Annotated in this window: 16 protein-coding genes; 7 read left to right on the forward strand and 9 right to left on the reverse strand. The window is 61.4% G+C overall.

Features of this window, described 5'->3' with window-relative positions; genetic code table 11:
- Positions 1-6: 6 nt before the first annotated feature.
- Positions 7-432: a hypothetical protein gene (locus DLM_RS10750; protein WP_089083765.1), complete on the reverse strand. Its 426-nt coding sequence runs from the start codon at positions 430-432 to the stop codon at positions 7-9.
- Between the two features lie 304 nt (positions 433-736).
- Here DLM_RS10750 and DLM_RS10755 point away from each other — a divergent pair, with 304 nt between their 5' ends.
- Together DLM_RS10755 and DLM_RS10760 are read left to right on the forward strand one after the other, a co-directional pair.
- Positions 737-2,845 carry a TonB-dependent siderophore receptor gene (locus DLM_RS10755; protein ID WP_089083764.1) on the forward strand — a complete coding sequence of 703 codons (2,109 nt, stop codon included), beginning with the start codon at positions 737-739 and terminating at the stop codon, positions 2,843-2,845.
- A 31-nt stretch (positions 2,846-2,876) separates the two neighbouring features.
- Positions 2,877-3,986 (forward strand): PepSY-associated TM helix domain-containing protein, encoded by a 1,110-nt coding sequence (locus DLM_RS10760; RefSeq protein WP_167467091.1) that lies wholly within the window; start codon positions 2,877-2,879, stop codon positions 3,984-3,986.
- A 70-nt stretch (positions 3,987-4,056) separates the two neighbouring features.
- Here DLM_RS10760 and DLM_RS10765 read toward each other — a convergent pair whose 3' ends face one another.
- From DLM_RS10765 to DLM_RS10795, 7 genes are all read right to left on the reverse strand, one after another.
- Positions 4,057-4,242 carry a hypothetical protein gene (locus tag DLM_RS10765; protein WP_089083762.1) on the reverse strand — a complete coding sequence of 62 codons (186 nt, stop codon included), beginning with the start codon at positions 4,240-4,242 and terminating at the stop codon, positions 4,057-4,059.
- 713 nt (positions 4,243-4,955) lie between these two features.
- The gene (locus DLM_RS10770) at positions 4,956-5,591 is read right to left on the reverse strand and encodes a peroxiredoxin (protein WP_089083761.1); all 636 of its coding nucleotides are present in this window, start codon (positions 5,589-5,591) and stop codon (positions 4,956-4,958) included.
- A gap of 246 nt (positions 5,592-5,837) precedes the next feature.
- Positions 5,838-6,773: a TauD/TfdA dioxygenase family protein gene (locus DLM_RS10775; RefSeq protein WP_089083760.1), complete on the reverse strand. Its 936-nt coding sequence runs from the start codon at positions 6,771-6,773 to the stop codon at positions 5,838-5,840.
- A 154-nt stretch (positions 6,774-6,927) separates the two neighbouring features.
- Entirely contained in the window at positions 6,928-7,857 is a 930-nt protein-coding gene (locus DLM_RS10780) for an AEC family transporter (RefSeq protein WP_089083759.1), read from the reverse strand.
- 139 nt (positions 7,858-7,996) lie between these two features.
- Positions 7,997-8,902 (reverse strand): LysR substrate-binding domain-containing protein, encoded by a 906-nt coding sequence (locus tag DLM_RS10785; protein ID WP_089083758.1) that lies wholly within the window; start codon positions 8,900-8,902, stop codon positions 7,997-7,999.
- Between the two features lie 126 nt (positions 8,903-9,028).
- Positions 9,029-10,372 (reverse strand): MFS transporter, encoded by a 1,344-nt coding sequence (locus DLM_RS10790; protein ID WP_197715556.1) that lies wholly within the window; start codon positions 10,370-10,372, stop codon positions 9,029-9,031.
- Between the two features lie 137 nt (positions 10,373-10,509).
- A complete protein-coding gene (locus tag DLM_RS10795) occupies positions 10,510-11,616 on the reverse strand; it encodes a porin (RefSeq protein ID WP_231960149.1) in 1,107 nt (368 codons plus the stop codon).
- Between the two features lie 260 nt (positions 11,617-11,876).
- Here DLM_RS10795 and DLM_RS10800 point away from each other — a divergent pair, with 260 nt between their 5' ends.
- Entirely contained in the window at positions 11,877-12,479 is a 603-nt protein-coding gene (locus DLM_RS10800; protein ID WP_089083756.1) for a TetR family transcriptional regulator, read from the forward strand.
- A 23-nt stretch (positions 12,480-12,502) separates the two neighbouring features.
- On the opposite strand, the gene DLM_RS10805 is transcribed toward DLM_RS10800, so the two are convergent.
- Positions 12,503-13,873: an MFS transporter gene (locus DLM_RS10805; protein WP_089083755.1), complete on the reverse strand. Its 1,371-nt coding sequence runs from the start codon at positions 13,871-13,873 to the stop codon at positions 12,503-12,505.
- 733 nt (positions 13,874-14,606) lie between these two features.
- Here DLM_RS10805 and DLM_RS10810 point away from each other — a divergent pair.
- From DLM_RS10810 to DLM_RS10825, 4 genes are all read left to right on the forward strand, one after another.
- The gene (locus DLM_RS10810) at positions 14,607-15,446 is read left to right on the forward strand and encodes a sugar phosphate isomerase/epimerase family protein (RefSeq protein ID WP_089083754.1); all 840 of its coding nucleotides are present in this window, start codon (positions 14,607-14,609) and stop codon (positions 15,444-15,446) included.
- Between the two features lie 92 nt (positions 15,447-15,538).
- Positions 15,539-17,290 carry an FAD-dependent oxidoreductase gene (locus DLM_RS10815; RefSeq protein WP_089083753.1) on the forward strand — a complete coding sequence of 584 codons (1,752 nt, stop codon included), beginning with the start codon at positions 15,539-15,541 and terminating at the stop codon, positions 17,288-17,290.
- Between the two features lie 12 nt (positions 17,291-17,302).
- On the forward strand, positions 17,303-18,118 hold the full coding sequence (locus DLM_RS10820; RefSeq protein WP_089083752.1) for a shikimate dehydrogenase family protein: 816 nt from the start codon (positions 17,303-17,305) through the stop codon (positions 18,116-18,118).
- An 8-nt stretch (positions 18,119-18,126) separates the two neighbouring features.
- Positions 18,127-19,851 carry an FAD-dependent oxidoreductase gene (locus tag DLM_RS10825; protein WP_089083775.1) on the forward strand — a complete coding sequence of 575 codons (1,725 nt, stop codon included), beginning with the start codon at positions 18,127-18,129 and terminating at the stop codon, positions 19,849-19,851.
- The last annotated feature ends 26 nt before the right edge of the window (positions 19,852-19,877 follow it).

The following is a 19,877-nucleotide window of genomic DNA, read 5'->3' on the forward strand; positions in this document are numbered from 1 at the left end:
AGGCAGCTACATCACCCGTACCGGTTTCACTTCACCGGCCAGGGCAGGATCCAGCAGCATGGCAATCAACTGGCCGTTGCGCGCCAGATCAAACGCCACGCCATATGGCATGGGCCTGGCTTGCACCTCATCGCCCAGCCGCAATTGTGCGGCGTCCTGCGCGCTGACCGACAAGGACAGCGCGGCGCAGGGGGCGGCGCAGGCCAGGTCCAGCCGGTAATGTCCGGCATTTTGATAGGCAACATCCACCACCTTGTAATGCCCGGCCCAGTAGGCATTGCCCCCGCCCATGCTGGAGGTGTAGATGCTCAAGCCCGAGCCGTTGATGGAAAACATGCTGCTATCACCCAGAATGGTTGATGCCTGCAGCAAGGCACTGGCCTGCAGCAAGGCCAATACTTGCAGCAGGGTGAGCATGGAAAATCGCGGCATGAGACACCCAGCGACATGAAAATGACCATACTAGCCTTGGCAGGCGGAAATCTTGTCGCTGCTTGCACCTTTTTACCTGCCAGCACCACGGCCACATGCCGCCAAGCCATCGGCAGATGACAGCGTCAAAGCCATAACCGGCCAGGCATGACCGGCAGACGGCCAGGCCGGCACTCAGCACGCCAACGACAGCAATACAGGGCATGAGACTGCAGCAGAACCAGCCCTAGCGCCCTGGGCGCACACTACCGTAATCCGGCAAAATAATGTATGATAATGATTATCATTTATAACAATATGTATCATGAAACCTGCTTCCTTTTTTTCCACCTCGCTACTCCTGCTGATTCCCCTCACTGCCAAAGCTGAAGATACCGCCACCCTGGAAACCGTATCGGTCAGCGCCACTACCGACAGCCAGCCGGCACATAGTTACCAAACCCGCGCAAGCAGCGTGGCAGGCTATGCCCAAAGCACGCTGGACACACCGCAAGCCGTGCAAAGCGTCACCCCGCAAACCATTGCCGACAAACAGGTAAAATCGCTGGGCGAGGCGGTCAGCGCCATTAGCGGCATAGTGGAAAGCAACACCCTGGCCGGCATCCAGGACAGCTTCACCCGCCGTGGCTTTGGCGAGCGCAATGACGGCAGCATTCTGCGCGATGGCGTCCGCTCTTACCTGATGAGTAATTTCGATGCCACGACCGAGTCGGTGGAGGTTCTGAAAGGACCGGCATCCTTGCTGTACGGCATTCAGGAGCCCGGCGGCGTCATCAATGTCATCAGCAAAAAACCGGAAAACTCCCCCAAGACCACGCTCAGCGCACAAAGCTCCAGCTTTGGCGGTGGCTCTGCCACGCTGGACACCACCGGCCCGGTGGGGGATTCCAATTTTGCCTACCGCCTGATTGCCGACAAACAGGACACCGACTACTGGCGCAACTATGGCAGCACCAAACGCAGCATGATTGCCCCTTCCCTGTCCTGGAGCGATGAGCGCAACAAACTGCTGCTGTCTTACCAATACAGCGACTTCTCCACGCCATGGGACAGAGGCACGGTGTTTTACAATGGCAAGCCTCTGAACGTCGCTCGGGAAACCAGGCTGGGCGATACGCTGGATGTGGCCCAAGGTCATACCCAGGCTGCAACGGCCAGCTTCAGCCGCTTGCTGGGCAATCAGTGGAGCCTGGACAGCCGGCTGGCCTGGAATGAAATCAGCTACAGCAACTACGAAACCCGCGCCACCGCATACAACGCCCGCACCGGCGTGCTGACCAGACGACTGGATGGCAATGTGGTGAACAACAGCACACTGGCCTTTTCCACCAAATTGCAGGGCGATATTGCCATCTTCGGGCAGAACCACAAGCCCATCATCGGCCTGGATATCACCCAGTCACGCGAACTGCGCTCGGACACCTTCCGTGGCAGTGCCAGCACCGCCACCCAGTTGAATGTCAACAAGCCGGTCTACGGCGTGCTCAGCCCGGCCAATACCACGCTCAGTGCCAGCCAGAGCGATAACCGCAGCACCATCGACACCCAGTCGCTGCTGCTGATGGACAACTGGGAACTGTCACCGCAATGGCGCACCACTTATGGTCTGCGCTATCAGCATTACCGCCAGGAAGATGGCGTGGGCCGGCCTTATGTGGTGAGCGACCGCAGCGATGGCTATACCGCCCTGCCCCAGTTTGGCCTGATCTACAAACTCAATCCGCACTGGTCGCTGTACGGCAGTTACAGCGAGTCCTTTGTCCCCAATGCGGCCAGTGATGGCCAAAGCTTTGAGCCGGAACGCGGCGTATCGCACGAGGCGGGCCTGAAGCTGGAACAAAATGGCATTAGCGCTACCGCAGCGGTGTTCCACATTGAAAAAACCAATGTTGTCGCCACCGACACCGATGGCATCGACAAAGCCATGGGCAAGGTGCGCTCCCAAGGGGTGGAGCTGGATGTCAGCGGTGAAATCACCCGCAAGCTGTCACTGACACTGGCCTGGGCCTATACCGACGCGGTAGTGACCAGCGATCCGGTCTATGCCGGCAAACAGCTTTACAACGTACCCAAGCACAGTGGCAGCATCAACCTGGCCTACGATCTGGGCAATGACATGTTTGGCAACCACTGGCGCATTGGCGGCGGCACCCGCTATGTCGGCCAACGTCAGGGCGATGCGGCCAACTCCTTCCAACTGCCGTCCTATTACGTGACCGATGCCTTTGTCGCCTGGCAAACCCGTCTGCGCGGCCAGAAGCTGGAAATCCAGGCCAATCTGAAAAACGTGTTCGACAAAACCTACTACGCATCCGGCACCGGCACCACCACCACCAGCAGCAGTGGCAGCGTATCCACCGTGCGCCTGGGTGATCCGCGTGAGCTGCTGGTCAAGGCCAGCCTGACTTTCTGATAGCGCAAACCGAGAAAATCAGGACACCATCTTGAAGCGTTTCATCATCCTGCTGCACCGCTACCTGGGCCTGGGTGCAGCCCTGCTGGCCATCACCCTGGGCCTGAGCGGCAGCCTGCTGGTTTTCCGTGCCGAGCTGCAGTCCGAGATCAGCCCCGACAGCCTGCCCAATCTGGCCACGCCCGTCAGCTACCAGGCCGCCTATGCCATGGCGCGGCTGCACTACCCGCATGCCGATATCAGCCTGCGCTTGCCGGAACACAGCCAGAACAGCATTCAGGCACGTGTGCGCAGCAAGGGACAGCCAGATATTACCCTGTGGCTGGACCCGGTCAGCGGCCGCATCCTGCAACAACAGGACAGCAATGCCCAAGGCTGGGGCTGGCTGCACGAACTGCATGCACGTCTGCTGCTGCCGGAAGGCAAAATCTGGGTGGGCTGGGCGGGTGTGCTGATCACCCTGGTACTGCTAAGCGGCATCATTCACTGGTGGCCGAAGAACTGGAGCAAGGCCTGGCGGGTGCGCCGTGACAAGGGCGTGGCCATTCTGGTGAGCGACCTGCACCGCACCGCCGGTGCCGCCATGCTGCTCTTGCTGCTGCTCAGCACGCTTAGCGGCCTGGTGCTGGCGTTCAATCAGCCCCTGCGTGACTGGCTGACACCAGCCAAGCAGGGCAAGCCAGGCAAGCACGCCACCATCCAGCCTACCGGCCAGCGCCTGCCATTGGACACCCTGGCCCACCTGGCCCGGCAGCGCCTGCCGCAAGGCAGGCTCACCAGCATCAACATCAGTGCCCGGCCGGACAAGCCGGTGGAAATGCGCCTGAAACTGCCGGACGAGCAACATCCCAACGGCAGTACGCTGGTGCAGGCAGACCCCTATCAGGGCAAGCTGCTGCGCATCGACAGAACCGAAGCCAGCAACCCCTGGCGGCGCGTCAGCAGTTGGGCGCAGGTACTGCACGATGGCAGCTTTGCCGGGAACGTCCAACGGGTGGCCACCGCACTCACCGGGCTGCTGCTGATGCTGCTGGGCGGATCGGGTGTCTACCAATGGCTGGCACGGCGGCGCAAGCAGGCGGTAGCGCGCCATGCCCGGCCAGGCGTCGAAATGGCAAAGCGGCTGCACCAGACGCCGTGATGCACATCAGCATGCCGGAGACTGCGGCAGGGCAATAGGGAAAGGCTTGCGCGACGAGAACAGCAGGAGGCTAGAAGTCGTCCAGACTGCAAATCTGGCCGTCCTGCTCCATTTCCTTGAGCAGCAGGATTTTGATGGGCACCACCATTTCGCGGATATCCTGCTTGGCGCGATAGACATCCGCTTCCAGCTGGCACAATACCAATTGGTATGCCAGATCCAGCATGGCTTCAATATCGGGGGTTTGGCGGTCCAACGCTTATTCCTGCTTGAGTAAAAGAACCGGTATTCATCAACATGACTGGCCGTGGCACAGTATCGCGGTTTCAAAGTATCGGCCATGCAATGTGGCTGCGTCCACTCCTTATCAAACAAGGCAGGACACTATTTTTACGCCGATCCGGCAGCGTGCATTTGTCACGCCGGCCAGCAATACCCGTTTTCGGAAAATTCTCTTTGCCACAGATGCTTTATTAAGCACCAAACAAGAAAATACTTTCATGTACAGATATTTTACTTTGCTATTACCGCGAATATTCGCTTAATTTTTTAGATTCTTCACAGCAATATCGCGCGCGTCAATTGATGAAACTGCTTAGCGCGGCCAAGAAAATAGCGCAGCATGCCTGGGGAAAACGCACCGCCACAGCCAGTAGCAGCAGACACGCAGGCGCAACCCGGCAACAGGTTTCTTATTAGCGTTTTTTACCGCAGGCATGCGCCAGTGGCCGAGGCAAATAGGCAAGCGCCTACCGCTGCACCATCCGGCCTGCCTCTTGCACTAGCCAGTAGCTGGCGCACGGTGCTGCAACAAGGGCAGCTTGCTGTGGCTGGGCGCGCCGGCAGTGTTGCATTCTGCCTGCGCATAAAAAAATGCCGGGTTGGATAACCCGGCATGAAGAAGAGACATGCAAGAAGGAGAAACAGAGACAACAGAACAACAGGGACGGAAAAACTCAAGGCGCTATTTCACACCGGCTGTGGCGTCAGGCGCAGATAGGGCCGCACGGCACGATAGCCCTGGGGAAACTTTTCACGGATCAGCGCTTCATCCTGTAGCGACGGCACAATCACCACCTCCTCACCCTGCTGCCAGTTGGCCGGGGTGGCCACACTGTGATGGTCGGTCAGTTGCAGGGAGTCGATCACGCGCAGGATTTCGGCAAAATTGCGGCCGGTACTGGCTGGGTAGGTAATGATCAGCCGCACCTTGTGGGCCGGGTCGATGATGAACAGCGAGCGCACGGTATGGGTGCTGCTGGCATTGGGGTGAATCAGGTCGTAGGCCTCGGACACCTTGCGGTCGGCATCGGCCACGATGGGGAAATTCACTTCGGTCTGCTGGGTGTCGTTGATATCGGCAATCCAGCCATGGTGGGCTTCCACCGAGTCTACCGACAGCGCCAGCACCTTGACGTTGCGGCGGGCAAATTCCTGCTGCAATTTGGCGGTGGCACCCAGTTCGGTGGTGCATACCGGGGTATAGTCCGCCGGATGGGAAAACAACACGGCCCAGCTATCACCCTTCCACTGGTGGAAGTTCAGTTCGCCAATGGTGGATTGCTGGCTGAAATCCGGCGCGATGTCGCCAAGTCGCAGAGTCATGCTGGCTTCCTTTATGGTGTGTTTGCGTGATGGGCTTACTGTAAGCACTGCCACAGCGCCCGTGAACCAAGGAAAACTGCGTTGCTTATCAAGCCGCCGCTGGATAAGCCAGAGCAAAGCTGCATAAGCCGCGTGCTTCACACAGTAAAAAGGGCCGCCCGTGATGGGCAGCCCCCAGGCTGCTGACAACGTTATTTGGTGCGATGTCACCGGGCCTGGCAAAGCCGGGCCTTAAGTCTGCGCTGCTTATTGCTGGCTGATGATGCTGCCGGCAGGCTGCGGGCCGTGGTCCAGATAAGCCGACACACGCTCGCCCCAGCGCTCGAACGGGTAGTAGTCCCAGATGGCGTGGTGCTGGGTGGCCCAGTTGTCCCACAGCAGCAGCATGTCCGGCTGCCAGTGAATGCGCGCCTGGAAGGACTGGTGTTTTTCGATATGGCGGTACAGCAGTTGCAATAGCGCATCGCTTTCGGCGCGGCTCAGCTGCACGATATGCGAAGTAAACGCCTCGTTCACAAACAGGAAGGGGCGACCGCTGACCGGGTGCTTTGCCACCACCGGGTGTTCGCTGGCATTGAATACCTGGCCCGGCTTGGGTTCGGCACCATAGCCATTGCTCCAGCCTTCCCGCCCGTCATGCACGGCAGTCAGCCCCAACAGCAGTTGCTTGATGGGTTCGGACAAGGATTCATACGCCAGGTAGAGGTTGGCAAACGCCGTGTCGCCACCGCCCACTTCCGGCAGGCGGGTGACGCGCAGGAACGACGCCCAGATGGGGTGCGGGTCGCAAGACACATCGTTATGCCAGGCATCGCCCGCGGTGTAACGGGTGGTGCGGCCGGTTTTCCAGCCCAGGATTTCCGCATCGCCACTGCGCGCGGTCAACTGGGTGCTGTCGCCCAGCACATGCTGGTGCAGGCTGCCAAACAGACGGCCAAACGCCTTGTGCTGTTCGGCATTGATGGCCTGGCTGGGGAAGGTCAGCACCAGATGCTCGGTCAGCGCCTGGCGGATTTCCGCCAGTTGCGCAGGCGGCAGCGGCTGGCTGAGGTCGACACCACGGATTTCTGCCCCCAGTGCCGGGGACAGGCGTTTGAGGTCGAACGTCTGGTACTGGCTCAGTTCGCGGGTGTTCCAGCCTTCAATGGCCAGCTTGTCGTTGTAATCCTGATAAAAGCTCATCCTGGCAGCCTTTCAAAGCAAGGGGAATGAAAACACGGCCTGTCATGACAGGACATAACCATGTGCATGGGATGGATATTAAAAAACCATGCCCGCATTCCCAACCAAGAAAAACCGGATTGCTTATTCTCGCCGCCGCATGGGCCGCCACAACTCAGCCTTGCAGCCAGAGCATGCCGCTGATGGAAAAAAAGGATGCCACCGTGGCTGCCAGCAAGGTGGCCGCGCACAAGCCTTCATGGCCGTACTTCTGCCCCAGGATGGGGTAGATGCTCATCATCGGTGCGCAGGCAAACAGCACCGCCGCCACTTGCAGCCAGGCTGGCACCGGCAGCAGGAAATGCAGCAGCAAGAAGATCAGCAAGGGGTGTATCAGTAGCTTGCCCAGCACGATGGGGGAAATCCGGCGCACGATGCCCCGTGTCTTCAAGCCCACCAGTGAGCCGCCGATAACAAACAGTGACAAGGCCACCGATGCCTGTGCCAGCAACTCCAGCACCTTGCTGAGCACGCCTGGCAGTTGCAAGCCTGCCAGCGAACACAACACCCCGGTGCTGATGGCAATCACCAGCGGCGAGCGCAGCAAGCGCCCGGCCACCTGGCGCAGCAGGTAAACCCAGCCCTTGCCGTTGGCGGCATGGCTTTCCAGCAGGATCAGCCCCAGCGGAAACACCAGCGCGTTTTCCACCAGCATGGTCATGGCCAGCGCAATGCCAGCCTTGGCACCCAGCAGTTGCGACACGATGGGAAAGCCGATAAAGCCGCTATTGGACATGGACATGCCCAGCCCGAACAGGGTACTCAGACGCAGGTCATGCCCGGCCACCACGCGGGCAAACAGCATGCCCAGCCCCAATGCCAGCAAGGAGCCAAGCCCATAAGCCAGCAGGTAGTGCAGGTCCACCACCTCGGCAAAAGACTGGCGGGTCAGTGCGCGGAATATCATCGCCGGCAAGGCAAAGGTGATGACAAACTGCCCCAGCGCCCGCACGCTGGCCTGGGCAAACCACTGCCGCCAGCTTACCCAGTAACCAAGGGCAATGAGGATGAAGATGGGTCCGGTGATACTTGCAATAGCCAGCACAATACTACTTTCCGCCCCAGGAACCGCTAACAAAAACCCTGCTGCTGCGTTGCGCCTGCTTGCCGTACGCTTGTACTGTCGGCATCGGCGCGCCTTGCCCCAGGGACACTACGCTATTTTGTTAGCCGTTCGGAGGCAATCAGGTTTCGGAGGGATACCCCAGCCATTCGCGGATATGTTCGCGAATCAAATCGATGAACAGTTGCTGGGTCAGGGTGGCCGGGTGACGCAGGCTGATGGCCATGGCCAGCTTGCTGGACAGCACCGGTTCGACAATCTTGCGCACGGTAAAGCGCGAGGCATCGGCCAGTGAGGTCACTGCGCTGCGGGTGAGCACCGCCGAGCCATAGCCATCGGCCACCAGCTCCAGAATGGCGGACACACCGTCGATTTCCAGCTCGATGTGCGGACGGCAGCCGATATTGGCCAACTCCGACTCCACCAGCATGCGGATGGAGTTGGGGCGGCTGGGGATGATCAGCGGCGTGCCGGCGACATCACGCAGGGTGATGCTGTCCGGGGCATCGTCAAAGCGGGCGGTCATCAGGAATAGTTCTTCTTCCAGCAAGGGGAAGGTTTCCACTTCGGCAGACGGAATCACGTTGTACAGCAGGGCCACATCCAGCCGCCCGGCCACCAGCGCCTCGTGCATGGTGACGGACAAACCCTCGCAGATGGACAGCGAGGCATTGGGCAGCCGGGCGCGGAAGGTTTTGGTCAGCGGCACCGCCAATACCTTGAGCAAGCTGGGTGGCAAGCCCACCACCACATGCCCGGCCATGGCACCACGCACCTTGCCCAGCTCCTCCTTCACCCGCTCCACCTGGTGCAGGATGCCCAGGCTGTGCTCCAGCAACACCTTGCCCGCCTCGGTCATGGAAACACCCCGGCCATTGCGGATCAGCAGGTTCTGCCGCAGCTCCACTTCCAGCATGCGGATCTGGCGGCTGAGCGCGGGCTGGGCAATGTTCAGCGTATTGGACGCGCGGGTGAAGCTGCCCAGCTCTGCCACACAGGTAAAGTACTGCAACTGTTTCAAATCCATAAACCCAACCTTCTTGTCGTTATTCCAGCCCGCCCTCAGGCGGTGCCTGTCATGCTGTCCCGGCCCGGCGGCCAAGCCAGAAGCATGGCATTGCCCTTGCCGTCTGTCCAAACAGATATTGGCGCATCAGTGACGCGGCGCCGGCTGCTGGCTCAACAGTTGCCCGGCATTGGCCGGCAGTTGCCATACATCCCACAGGGCCAGCAAGGTCAGTGCGGCCAGCATGCAGAAGGCAAAATGATAGTGCGCCAAGGGGCTGGAGGCCGGCAGCCAGCCCTCGGAGAGGCGCAGCGCGATGGCGGCAAAGGCAATGCCCAGGCCGTAGGCCATGCGCAGCAGCATATTGAACAGGGTGTTGGCATGGCTCATCTGTGCCGGCGGCACGTCGACAAAAGCCAGGGTGCTCAAGGTGGTGAAGGTCATGGAGCGGGCCATGCCGGACAGCAACAGCACCAGCACCATCCACGGCCATGGCGTATCCGGCCCGAAGGTGGCGAGCAGCAAGGTCAGCAGCACCAGCGCCAGACCGCTGATCAGCAAGGTGTGGCGAAAACCGAAGCGCTGCAGCGTACGGCTGGTGATCACCTTCATGCCCAGATTGCCGGCAAACAGGGTGAGCAACAGCAAGCCTGCATGAAAAGCCTCCACCCCCATGCCCAGTTGCAACATCAGCGGCAGCAAAAACGGCGTGGTATTGATGGCCGCGCGCAGCAGGGAACCACCAACAATGGTGGTACGGTAAGTGCGAATGCGCAGGATGGACAAGTCCAGCAAGGGGGCCTGGCTGCGGCGGCAATGCCGCCACAGGCCCGCCAGCAGCACGGCGGAACAAAACAGGCAGAGCATGGCCAGCGTCAGGCGTCCATTGCCGCCCACCTGCTCCAGACCGCTCATCAGCAACAGACAGGCCGTGCCGCACAGCAGAAAGCCTGTCCAGTCGAAACGGCTGCTTGCCGCCGCATCATCCGAGGCCGGAATCAGCCACCCGGCCAATGCAAACGCCAGCGCGCCCAGCGGCAGGTTAAGCAGGAAAATCCAGTGCCAGGACGCATAGGTGGTGATGAGCCCCCCCAGTGGCGGCCCCAGCAAGGGTGCCACCAGCCCCGGCCAGGTAATCATGGCAATGGCCTGCATCAGCTTTTGTTTGGGCGTATTGCGCAACACCGCCAGCCGCCCCACCGGCACCATCATCGCCCCGCCCACGCCTTGCAACACCCGCGCCAGCGCAAACTGCCACAGGTTTTGCGACATGGCACACAGCAAGGACGCCAGGGTAAACACCACGATGGCCGCCATGAATACCCGGCGGCAGCCCAGCCGGTCGGCCAGCCAGCCGCTGGCCGGAATCAACAGTGTCAGGCTCAGCAAATAGGCGGCGATGCCGATATTGAGGTCCACCGGCTGCACGCCAAACGAGGCCGCCAGTGCCGGCAAGGCCGTGTTGATGACGGTGGCGTCGAGGTTTTCCATGAAAAACGCCGCGGCCACCAGCATGGCAATCCGCGAGGAAGATGGGGCAAGACGGTGATAAAGACGCATGGGCGCAGAACGGCCAAAACCGCAGGCGGGTTGCCCCGGACCTGCGGCACTGGACCGTTACCTCAGGATCAGAAGTTCTTCCACATGCCCACGGCCAGCGAATGCTGCTTGCTGGCCCCGGCGGCGGTGGCGCTGGGGTTGCCACCCAGCACGTAAGTGGCATTGGCATCATTGTGCAGCTCGGTATACAGCACATACACCTGGGTGGTCTTGCTCAAGACACGGTTGTAAGCCAGCGTGCCCATCTTGGCACCGCTATCCTGCACCGCGGCTGAACCCTTCCAGGAAGCTGCCTGACCATACTGGGCGGAGAAGATATTGGCACCATTGGTATAGGTGGCGATCAGGCTGCCATAGTTGCGGCTGCGGCTGTTGCCGGTCTGGTTGATGTTATCCAGGATGTCGTGTTCCACCAGGCCGCCAATATAGATGCTGCCAAAGTTGTAACCCACAGCCAGCATGTGCATCAGGCCGTTCTGGTAGAAGTTGCTGGACATCTGCTGCATGGCGCGGTTTTGCTGGAAGCCGTAACCCACGCGCAACTGGCCGTCATCATAGGTCAGATTGGCCGACACCAGGCTGGCGCCATGGGTGGCGGTTTCCGAGCTGCCGGTGCCGCTGGTGAGCGAATACTGGATGCGGGCGGTGACATTATTGAACTTGGGCGTCTGATAGCTCAGCGAGTTACCGGCGCGCACATCAAAACCGCCACTGGCCAGGCTGCCGCCATTGGCCCACAGCGTGGCATCATTGGAAATACCGGTGGCGTACTGGAAGCTGTTGCCCGCGATGTAGTGCAGGTCGTCAATGGCCACCAGGAAGTTACCGGCCTTCAGGGTACCCAGTTGATTGGAACTCAGCCCGACAAAGCTTTCCCGACCGGCCCAGGTATTGGAGCCAGTACTCGAACCATCATCAATGGCCACCCCGGATTCCACCTGCCAGATGGCTTTCAGGCCGTTGCCCAAGTCTTCCGTGCCCTTGAAGCCGATGCGCGAGGTGTCGTTTTGCACCTTGTTGGTGGAGAAAGCGGTACTGGCCGCGCCGGACTTGGTGTTTTCAAAGTCGGCATGGATACGGCCATAAATGGTGACCGTGGAATCGTCCGCCAGCGCGGCATTGGCCAGCAGCGGGGACAGGGAAGCCAGCAGCATCAATTGGGTCTTGCGTTTCACGATTATCTCCTATCTGTTTTTTCACAGATTAATATTTATTTAAAATCAATCCTCATGCCGGGCATGGCAAATGGAAACTGCCCCACCCTGGCCAGACAAAAACGCCCTTGCCGGCGACTGCCGCCTGATTGACACCCGTCATCAAAAGCGGTCAGATTCTGCTTTTATTGCCACTTCTCCTTTCATTGGTATCCGTTTTGACCTCAGCAGACTGCCCCACCACCCCACTGCCGGCTCGGCGTAAAAACGATCCGGAAGGCATGCGCCAACGTATTCTGGAGGCGGCACAAAACGAATTCGTCCAGCACGGCTTCAGCGGTGCCCGGCTGGATAATATCGCCGCGCAGGCCAGTACCAACAAACGCATGGTGGTGTATCACTTCCACAGCAAGAAGGAGCTGTACATTGCCGTGCTGGAGCGGGTGTATGGCGAAATCCGCGATATCGAAAAGCAGTTGCAGCTGCAAGGACTGCCGCCGCGCGAGGCCATGGCCTTGCTCACCGGCTTCACCTTCGACTACCACCACAATCATCCGGACTTCTGTCGGCTGGTGAGTATCGAGAACATCCACCAGGCGCGGCATATTGCCGACTCGGACATCATCCGCCAGCGCAACCGCAGCGTGATCGAAGTGGTGGAAGGTATCCTCACGCGCGGCATTGCCGAGCAGGTATTCCACAACCAGGCCGATGCCATTGATGTACACATGCTGATCAGCTCACTGTGCTTCTACCGTGTCTCCAACCGCCACACCTTTGCCAGCCTGTTCGGGCGCGACCTTACCCTGCCCGAACACGCTGCCAGACACCGGCAGATCATCATCGATACGGTATTGGCCTATCTGGAGCGGGCGGCAGACTGAGTCCGCAGCCCGTCAGCTTGACATCAGTGGTGCATGGCCTTGCTGGCAGCGCCGACCACCTGCACCGGCAGACCCTTGCTGGCCATATTCTTCAGCAGCAGCGACAGCACGATGATGCCGGCAGGAACCGCCAGGGCAGCAAACACCTGGGAGAAGGTCCAGCCCCAGGCCAGCATCTGGCCACCGGCAAAGGCACTGAGCACCGCACCGATACGGCCCACACCATGCATCCAGCTAGAGCCGGTGGCACGCGCCGCAGTGGGGTAGAAGCCGGCAGACAGCGCATTCATGCCGGTATTGGCACCGTTAAAGCAGAAGCCGACGGCAAAGGTGAGCGCACACAGCAGCGGCAGATGCTGAGCCACCGAGGTAAAGCCGAACAGCAGCAGTGCGCCCAGCGCATAAGTGGTGGCCAGCACCTTGTGCGGATTGGCACGGTCCATGCACCAGCCCATGAACAGGGAACCTGCCGGGCCGCCAAACTGGAAGAAGGCGGCAATGAAGGCGGCATCCGCCAGGGTATAACCGGACTCTTTCACCAGGGTGGGCATCCAGCTACCCATCAGGTACACCACGAACAGCGCCATGAAGTAACCCAGCCACAGCATGAAGGAACCAAAGCGGTACTGACGCGACAGCACGGTACGGATGGAATTTTCCTTGGCCGGCGCATCGGCATTGCCCATGGTGAAGCTGGCGTCCTTCAGCGACAGATCCGGGGCCAGGCGTTGCACGATCTTGGCAATACGGGCGGCCGGAGCATTACGCACCACCAGGAAACGCACCGATTCCGGCAGGAACAGCAACAGCGCGATGGATACGGCAATCGGCAGCACCCCACCAAAAATCAGCACGCTTTGCCAGCCAAAGTGCGGAATCATCCAGGCCGACAGGAAGCCACCGCCGGCAGCACCCACGGTAAAGCCGCAGAACACCACGGTCACCAGGAAGGAGCGACGGCGTTCCGGCGCAAATTCCGACACCAGCGTGCCGACATTGGGCATGGCGGCACCAAGGCCCAGACCGGTGAGGAAGCGGAAGATCACCAGATGGGTAACGTCGGTTGAGGTGGCGGTAACCAAAGTCCAGAAACCGAAGAAGAATACCGACAACACCAGCACCACCTTGCGGCCCAGGTAGTCTGCCAGCGGGCCGGCAAACAGCGCACCCAGCGTGAGGCCGGCCAGCGCGGCGCTGAGCACCGGTGCCAGCTGCGGGTTGGTCACATGCCACAGGCGTTTGAGTTCCGGGGCGATGAAACCCATGATGGCCACGTCAAAACCGTCGGCCGCGATAATGCAGAAACCAAAGAACACCACCAGCCACTGAAAGCGGTTGATGGGACGATCGTCGATCAATGACCGTACATTGATGACATTGCTGGCGTTACTCATCTGTTTGTCTCCTGTTGCAGCGCTGTGTGCAATCGCTGCCTTGTTGTTCTGGCTGGCTAGGCTGGGCTGGTCGCCTGCTTGCGGACCTGCCCGCCACCAGCAGTTGCTGCCTGCTACTGTCCCCTGCCGGCTGTCTCCTGTTCCCGGAGCTGCCTGCTTGTTGTGTCTGGACGATCCGGCCATGCAAACCAGCCGCCTGGTGCAGCCTGTGGCTTGCATGCTTGTTCATGCGCCGTAGGCATGGATTGCATTCTGACTTGGCATGAATCCTGAAAACATACCGCAAAAAATCTATCAGTTATACCGATTTACGATAACTGCGCCCCATCCATGTGCAGATATCCAGATCATGCACCAGACTGCAATTCTTGTAGTTTTGTTACGTGAAATCAGCACATTAAAAAAATGCAACAGCGGTTTTCGGCACGCCAAAGCGGCAAAAATGCGCCGTTTCAGTGCGGGAAATCCCTGAGTCCTGCCACGCCACAAATGCAGGCCAGTCCTGCATTTTCACCTCTTTCCAGTACCCGCTCGGCACCGCCTGCCACTAGCTGCGACCCTGGCATGCCAGGCAGTCTGGCTGCACAACTTTAGAAACAAAGTTATTTTTTTGAATTGCATTCCACTTTTTGCGATTGCATACTGCCCAGCCATCAGACACCGCAAAACAGACTGGCCAGGCAGGGGAATGCCACCACAGCACCCACCAGCGCCAGCTACACAGGAGAGACTCATGCCACCACGCCAGCTCGCTCTTGCTGCCCTCAGCATGCTGGAGCTATCCCCACCCGACATGGTCAGTTGCGCCGCGGCAGCCGGCTTCAGCCATGTCGGCCTGCGCCTGCTGCCCGCCACCGTCCAGGAGCCGCAACACGACATGCGGGGCAACAGCCCGCTGCTGCGCGCAACCTTGCAGCGCCTGCAGGACACCGGCCTGCAAGTGTCTGATGTGGAAATACTCAGGCTCAAACCGGAGGTGGACGTGGCCAGCTATCTGCCCATGCTGGAAAGTGCCGCCCGGCTGGGCGCACACGAGGTACTGGTGGCAGGCAACGACCCGGACTTTGCCCGCTGCGTGGACAGTTTTGCCCGGCTGTGTGAACTGGGCGCACCACTGGGCCTGAGCATGAATATCGAGCCCATGCCGTGGACCGACATCCGCAACATCGCCATGGCCATGCAGCTGCTGCAGCAAGCCGGCCAGGACAATGCCGCCCTGCTGGTGGATGCCATCCACTTTGACCGCGCCGGGGATACCCCGGCCATGCTGGCCGAGGTGCCGCGCCAGCGCCTGCACTACATGCAGTTGTGCGATGCCCCGGCAGCCAAGCCCGACAGCATGGAAGAACTGCTGTACCAGGCCCGCGCCGAGCGCATGCCACCGGGCCATGGCGGGCTGGCGCTGGGCGAACTGCTGCTGGCCTTGCCGCCGGACCTGCCGATTGCGCTGGAAGTGCCGATGCACAGCAAGGCCCATCTGGGTGCCATGGAGCGGGCCAAGCTGCTGCGCAGTGCTGCACAACAGGTATTGCAGCGCACCTACGGTGCAGCGCTGGAGTCGGCTGGCACGTAACAATCTTCCATTAAAAAAAATTCGCAAAACGTACCGACTGGTTGCTTTTATGCAACAAAACGGACGCAGGACAGCAATACGGAGAGACTGACATGCTGTTGCAACTGGAAAACCTGCCTGCACAAGGCAGTGAATATGATGTGGTGGTGATCGGTGCCGGCGGTGCCGGGCTGGCTGCCGCACTGTTTGCCGGCCTTGCCGGACAGAAAGTGCTGCTGGTGGAACACAGCGAATACGTGGGCGGCACCACCGCCCTGTCCGGCGGCACTACCTGGATACCCGGCACCCTGCATAGCACACGGGTGAATCCGCAAGACACCCTGGCCGAAGCAGCCCGCTATCTGGACAAGGCCATTGGCGAACGGGCCGACCCGGCACTGCGCCAGGCCTTCCTGCAAGCCGGCCCGGCCGTGGTGGCTGCGCTGGAAGCCGCCACCGAGGTGAAATTCCGCCCCTACCCCAAACACCCGGACTATATTTCCGACCTGCCCGGCTCCACCCTCAATGGCCGTGCGCTGGAACCCTTGCCCTTTGATGGCCGCCTCTTGGGCGAGCTGTTTGCCGTGCTGCGCCCGCCCATCCCCGAATTCACCGTGCTGGGCGGCATGATGGTGGACCGCACCGACATCAACCACCTGCTGCAGCTCAAACACTCGCTGCCTTCGTTCAGGCACTCGCTCAAGCTGCTGCTGCGCCATGCCAGCGACCGCCTGTCCTACCCGCGTGGCACCCGGCTGGTGATGGGTAATGCATTGGTGGGCCGCCTGCTGTATTCGCTGTCGAAACTGGGCAATGTGCAGCTGGCACTGCGCTGTCAGGCCAGCGACATCCAGCACGATGAGGGCGGCGTACATGGCCTCACCCTGCGCCAGGGCAAGACCAGCCGCAGCATCAAGGTGAATCAGGGGGTGATTCTGGCCAGCGGCGGTTTCAACCGCGACCCGGAACAACGCGCCCGCCTGCTGCCGGGCATAGAGATGGACTGGTGCCCCGGCGCGCCCGGCCATACCGGCCAGGCACAGCAACTGGCGCGCGGCCTTGGTGCAAAACTGGCCGAAGGCAGCCTCAGCCCGGCGTTCTGGGCTCCGGTATCACTGCGCCGCCGTGCCGATGGCAGCCAGGCGGTGTTTCCGCACTTCATGCTGGACCGCGCCAAGCCCGGCATGATTACCGTCAATGCCCGTGGCGCGCGCTTTGTCAACGAAAGCACCTCCTACCACCTGTTTGGCCTGGCCATGCAGGAAGCCCACCGCAGCACACCCAGCATTCCGGCCTTCCTGATCTGCGATGCTGCCGCCTTGCGCCAGTACGGCATCGGCATGGTGCGCCCCGGCGGCAAGAACCTGGAACCCTTCCTGGCCGATGGCTACCTGACCGCAGGCAACACACTGGCCGAGCTGGCCGGCAAGCTGGGCATGGACGCCAGCACGCTGGAGGACAGCGTGGCGCGCAACAACCGCTATGCCGCCAGTGGCGTGGACAGCGACTTCCACCGTGGCGAAACCGCCTACCAGCAAAACATGGGCGACCCCTCACGCGGTCAGCCCAATCCCAATATCGGCCCGCTCGCCGAAGCCCCGTATTACGCGGTGCGGCTCTATCCGGGCGACATCGGTGCCGCCACCGGCCTGCAAACCGACACCCAGGCTCGGGTGCTGGGCCGCGACGGCCAACCCATTGCCGGCCTGTATGCGGTGGGCAATGACATGCATTCCATCATGGGCGGGGTCTATACCGCGCCCGGCATCACCATCGGCCCGGCACTGGTGTTTGCCAGCATTGCCGCCACCCATGCCAGCCAACGCCACACCCGCGCCCTGACGCGCGACACCGTTACCCAATAAGGAGAGCACAACATGACCCAAACCCTGCAACTGGATGGTGCCACCCGCGTACTGGCCATCGTGGGCGACCCGATCGCCCAGGTGAAATCCCCGGCTGGCGTCAGCGCCTCCCTGCAACAGCAAGGCCGTAATGCCATTCTGGTGCCCAGCCATGTCAGCCCGGCCAATCTGGATGCCTACGTCAAGGGCATCAGCCTGGCGGGCAATCTGGACGGCATCATCGTCACCGTGCCGCACAAGTTCGCCATGTTTGCCCAATGCAGCAGTACCAGCGACCGGGCGCGCCGCCTGGGCGCAGTCAATGTGATGCGCCGCAATGCCGACGGTAGCTGGCACGGCGACATGTGTGACGGCGCCGGTTATGTAGCCGCCATGCGTGAGGCCGGCTGCCAGCCGGAAGGCAAGCGGGCGCTGCTGGTGGGTGCTGGCGGGGCGGGTTCGGCCATTGCGCTGGCCCTGCTGGAAAACGGTGTCAGCGAACTGGCCATCCACGATGCCGACACCAGCCGCCGCGACCAGCTGATTGCCCGCCTGTCTGCCGGTTTCCCCGGCCAGCTGCGCATAGGCAGCAATGACCCCAGCGGCTTTGCCATTGCCATCAACGCCTCGCCCACCGGCATGCAGGCCAGCGACCCGCTGCCGATTGATGCCAGCAAGCTGGACGGCACCATGTTTGTCGGCGATGTGATTACCGCCCCGGCGGTCACCCCGCTGATTGAAAGCGCCCGCGCACTGGGCTGCCAGACTGTGGTGGGTGGCGACATGTTTGCCGCCGTGCGTGAACTGATGCTGGACTTCCTGCTGGCGCAGGGTCCGCTGGCGCGCTGAGGTTGGCCGTGGACAAGCAAGCACAAGCCAACACCCTGCACTGCGACCTGCTGGTAGTGGGCAGCGGCGCCGGTGGCCTGGCCACCGCCGTCACCGCCGCCCGGCTGGGGCTGAAGGTGGTGGTGGCGGAAAAAGAAGCCGAGTTTGGCGGCACCACCGCCTGGTCGGGCGGCTGGCTATGGGTGCCGCGCAACCCGCTGGCCATCGCCGCCGGGATAGACGAAGACCCAGCCCTGCCGCGCCAGTACCTGCACAGCGAACTGGGAGAGGACTTCGACCCCGCACTGGCCGATGCCTATCTGAGCCACGCGCCACGCATGGTGGACTTCTTCCAGCGCAACAGCCTGCTGCGCTTCATCGACGGCAACCTGATTCCGGACTTCCACGGCCACAGCGCCGGGGCGGCCACTGGCGGGCGTTCGGTGTGTGCGGCACCTTTCGATGGCCGACTGCTGGGCACGCATATTCACCAGCTGAAAAAGCCGCTGGACGTGATTTCGCTATGGGGCATGGGTATCGCCTCCGGTGTGGAGCTGCGCCATTTCCTCAACGCCAGCCGTTCGCTCACCTCCTTTGCCTATGTCACCCGGCGCGTGCTGGCCTACTGGCGCGACTGCCTGCTGCATGGCCGTGGCATGCGGCTGGTCAACGGCAATGCGCTGGCCGCCGCGCTGGGGGCCTCGGCCCTGCAAGACGGGGTGGAACTGCGCCTGTCCAGCCCGGTGCGCCAGTTGCTGCGCGAACAGGACAAGGTGAGCGGTGCGCTACTGGACACGCCGGACGGCCCGCTCACCGTGCATGCCAGCCGTGGCGTGGTGCTGGCCTGCGGCGGCTTTCCGCACGATGTCGCCCGCAAGCGCCAGTTGCTGGCCCATGCGCCCAGCGGGCAGGAACACTGGTCGGCCGCGCCGGCCAGCAATAGCGGCGATGGCCTGCGGCTGGGTGAAGCCGTTGGCGGCGTGATGGGCGAGATGGCCTCCCCCATGGCATTGGCACCGGTATCGCTGGTGCCACGCGCCGATGGCAGCACCGCCCACTTTCCGCATCTGATCGAACGGGCCAAACCGGGGCTGATTGCCGTTACCGCCAATGGCCAGCGCTTTTGCAACGAGGCTGACTCCTACCACGACTTTGTCTCCGCCCTGCTGCGTGCCATCCCGGCAGGTCAGCCGGTGCAAGCCTGGCTGGTGGCCGACCACCGCTTTGTCCGCCGCTACGGGCTGGGCGCGGTCAAACCCGCCCCCATGCCGCTGGGTCGCTGGCTGCGCAATGGCTATCTGCAACGTGGCAATACGCTGCAAGAGCTGGCCCGCCGCTGCGGCATCAACCCCGTAGCGCTTGAACAGCAGGTGGCACGCTACAACCAGCAAGCCGCTACCGGGGAGGACAGCGACTTTGCCAAGGGCGACACCCCCTATAACCGCGTACAGGGCGACAAGGACAATGCCTGGCCCAACCCCTGCATGGCCCCGCTGCAACACGGGCCGTACTACGCGGTGAAGATCGTCCCCGGCAGCCTGGGCAGCTTCGCCGGGCTGGCCACCAATGCCAGCGCGCAAGTGCTGGATGAACACCGCCAGCCCATCAGCGGCTTGTACGCGGTCGGCAACGACATGCACAGCATGATGGGCGGCCACTACCCCAGTGGCGGCATCACCTTGGGCCCGGCCATGACTTTCGGCTACTTGGCGGCACACCACGCCGCCGGACGCCAACCCGACGCAAGCCTTTGAACATTTTCAATATCAAGCAAGGACAC

The organism is Aquitalea magnusonii (assembly GCF_002217795.2).
In the GTDB taxonomy this organism is placed as follows: Bacteria; Pseudomonadota; Gammaproteobacteria; order Burkholderiales; family Chromobacteriaceae; genus Aquitalea; species Aquitalea magnusonii_B.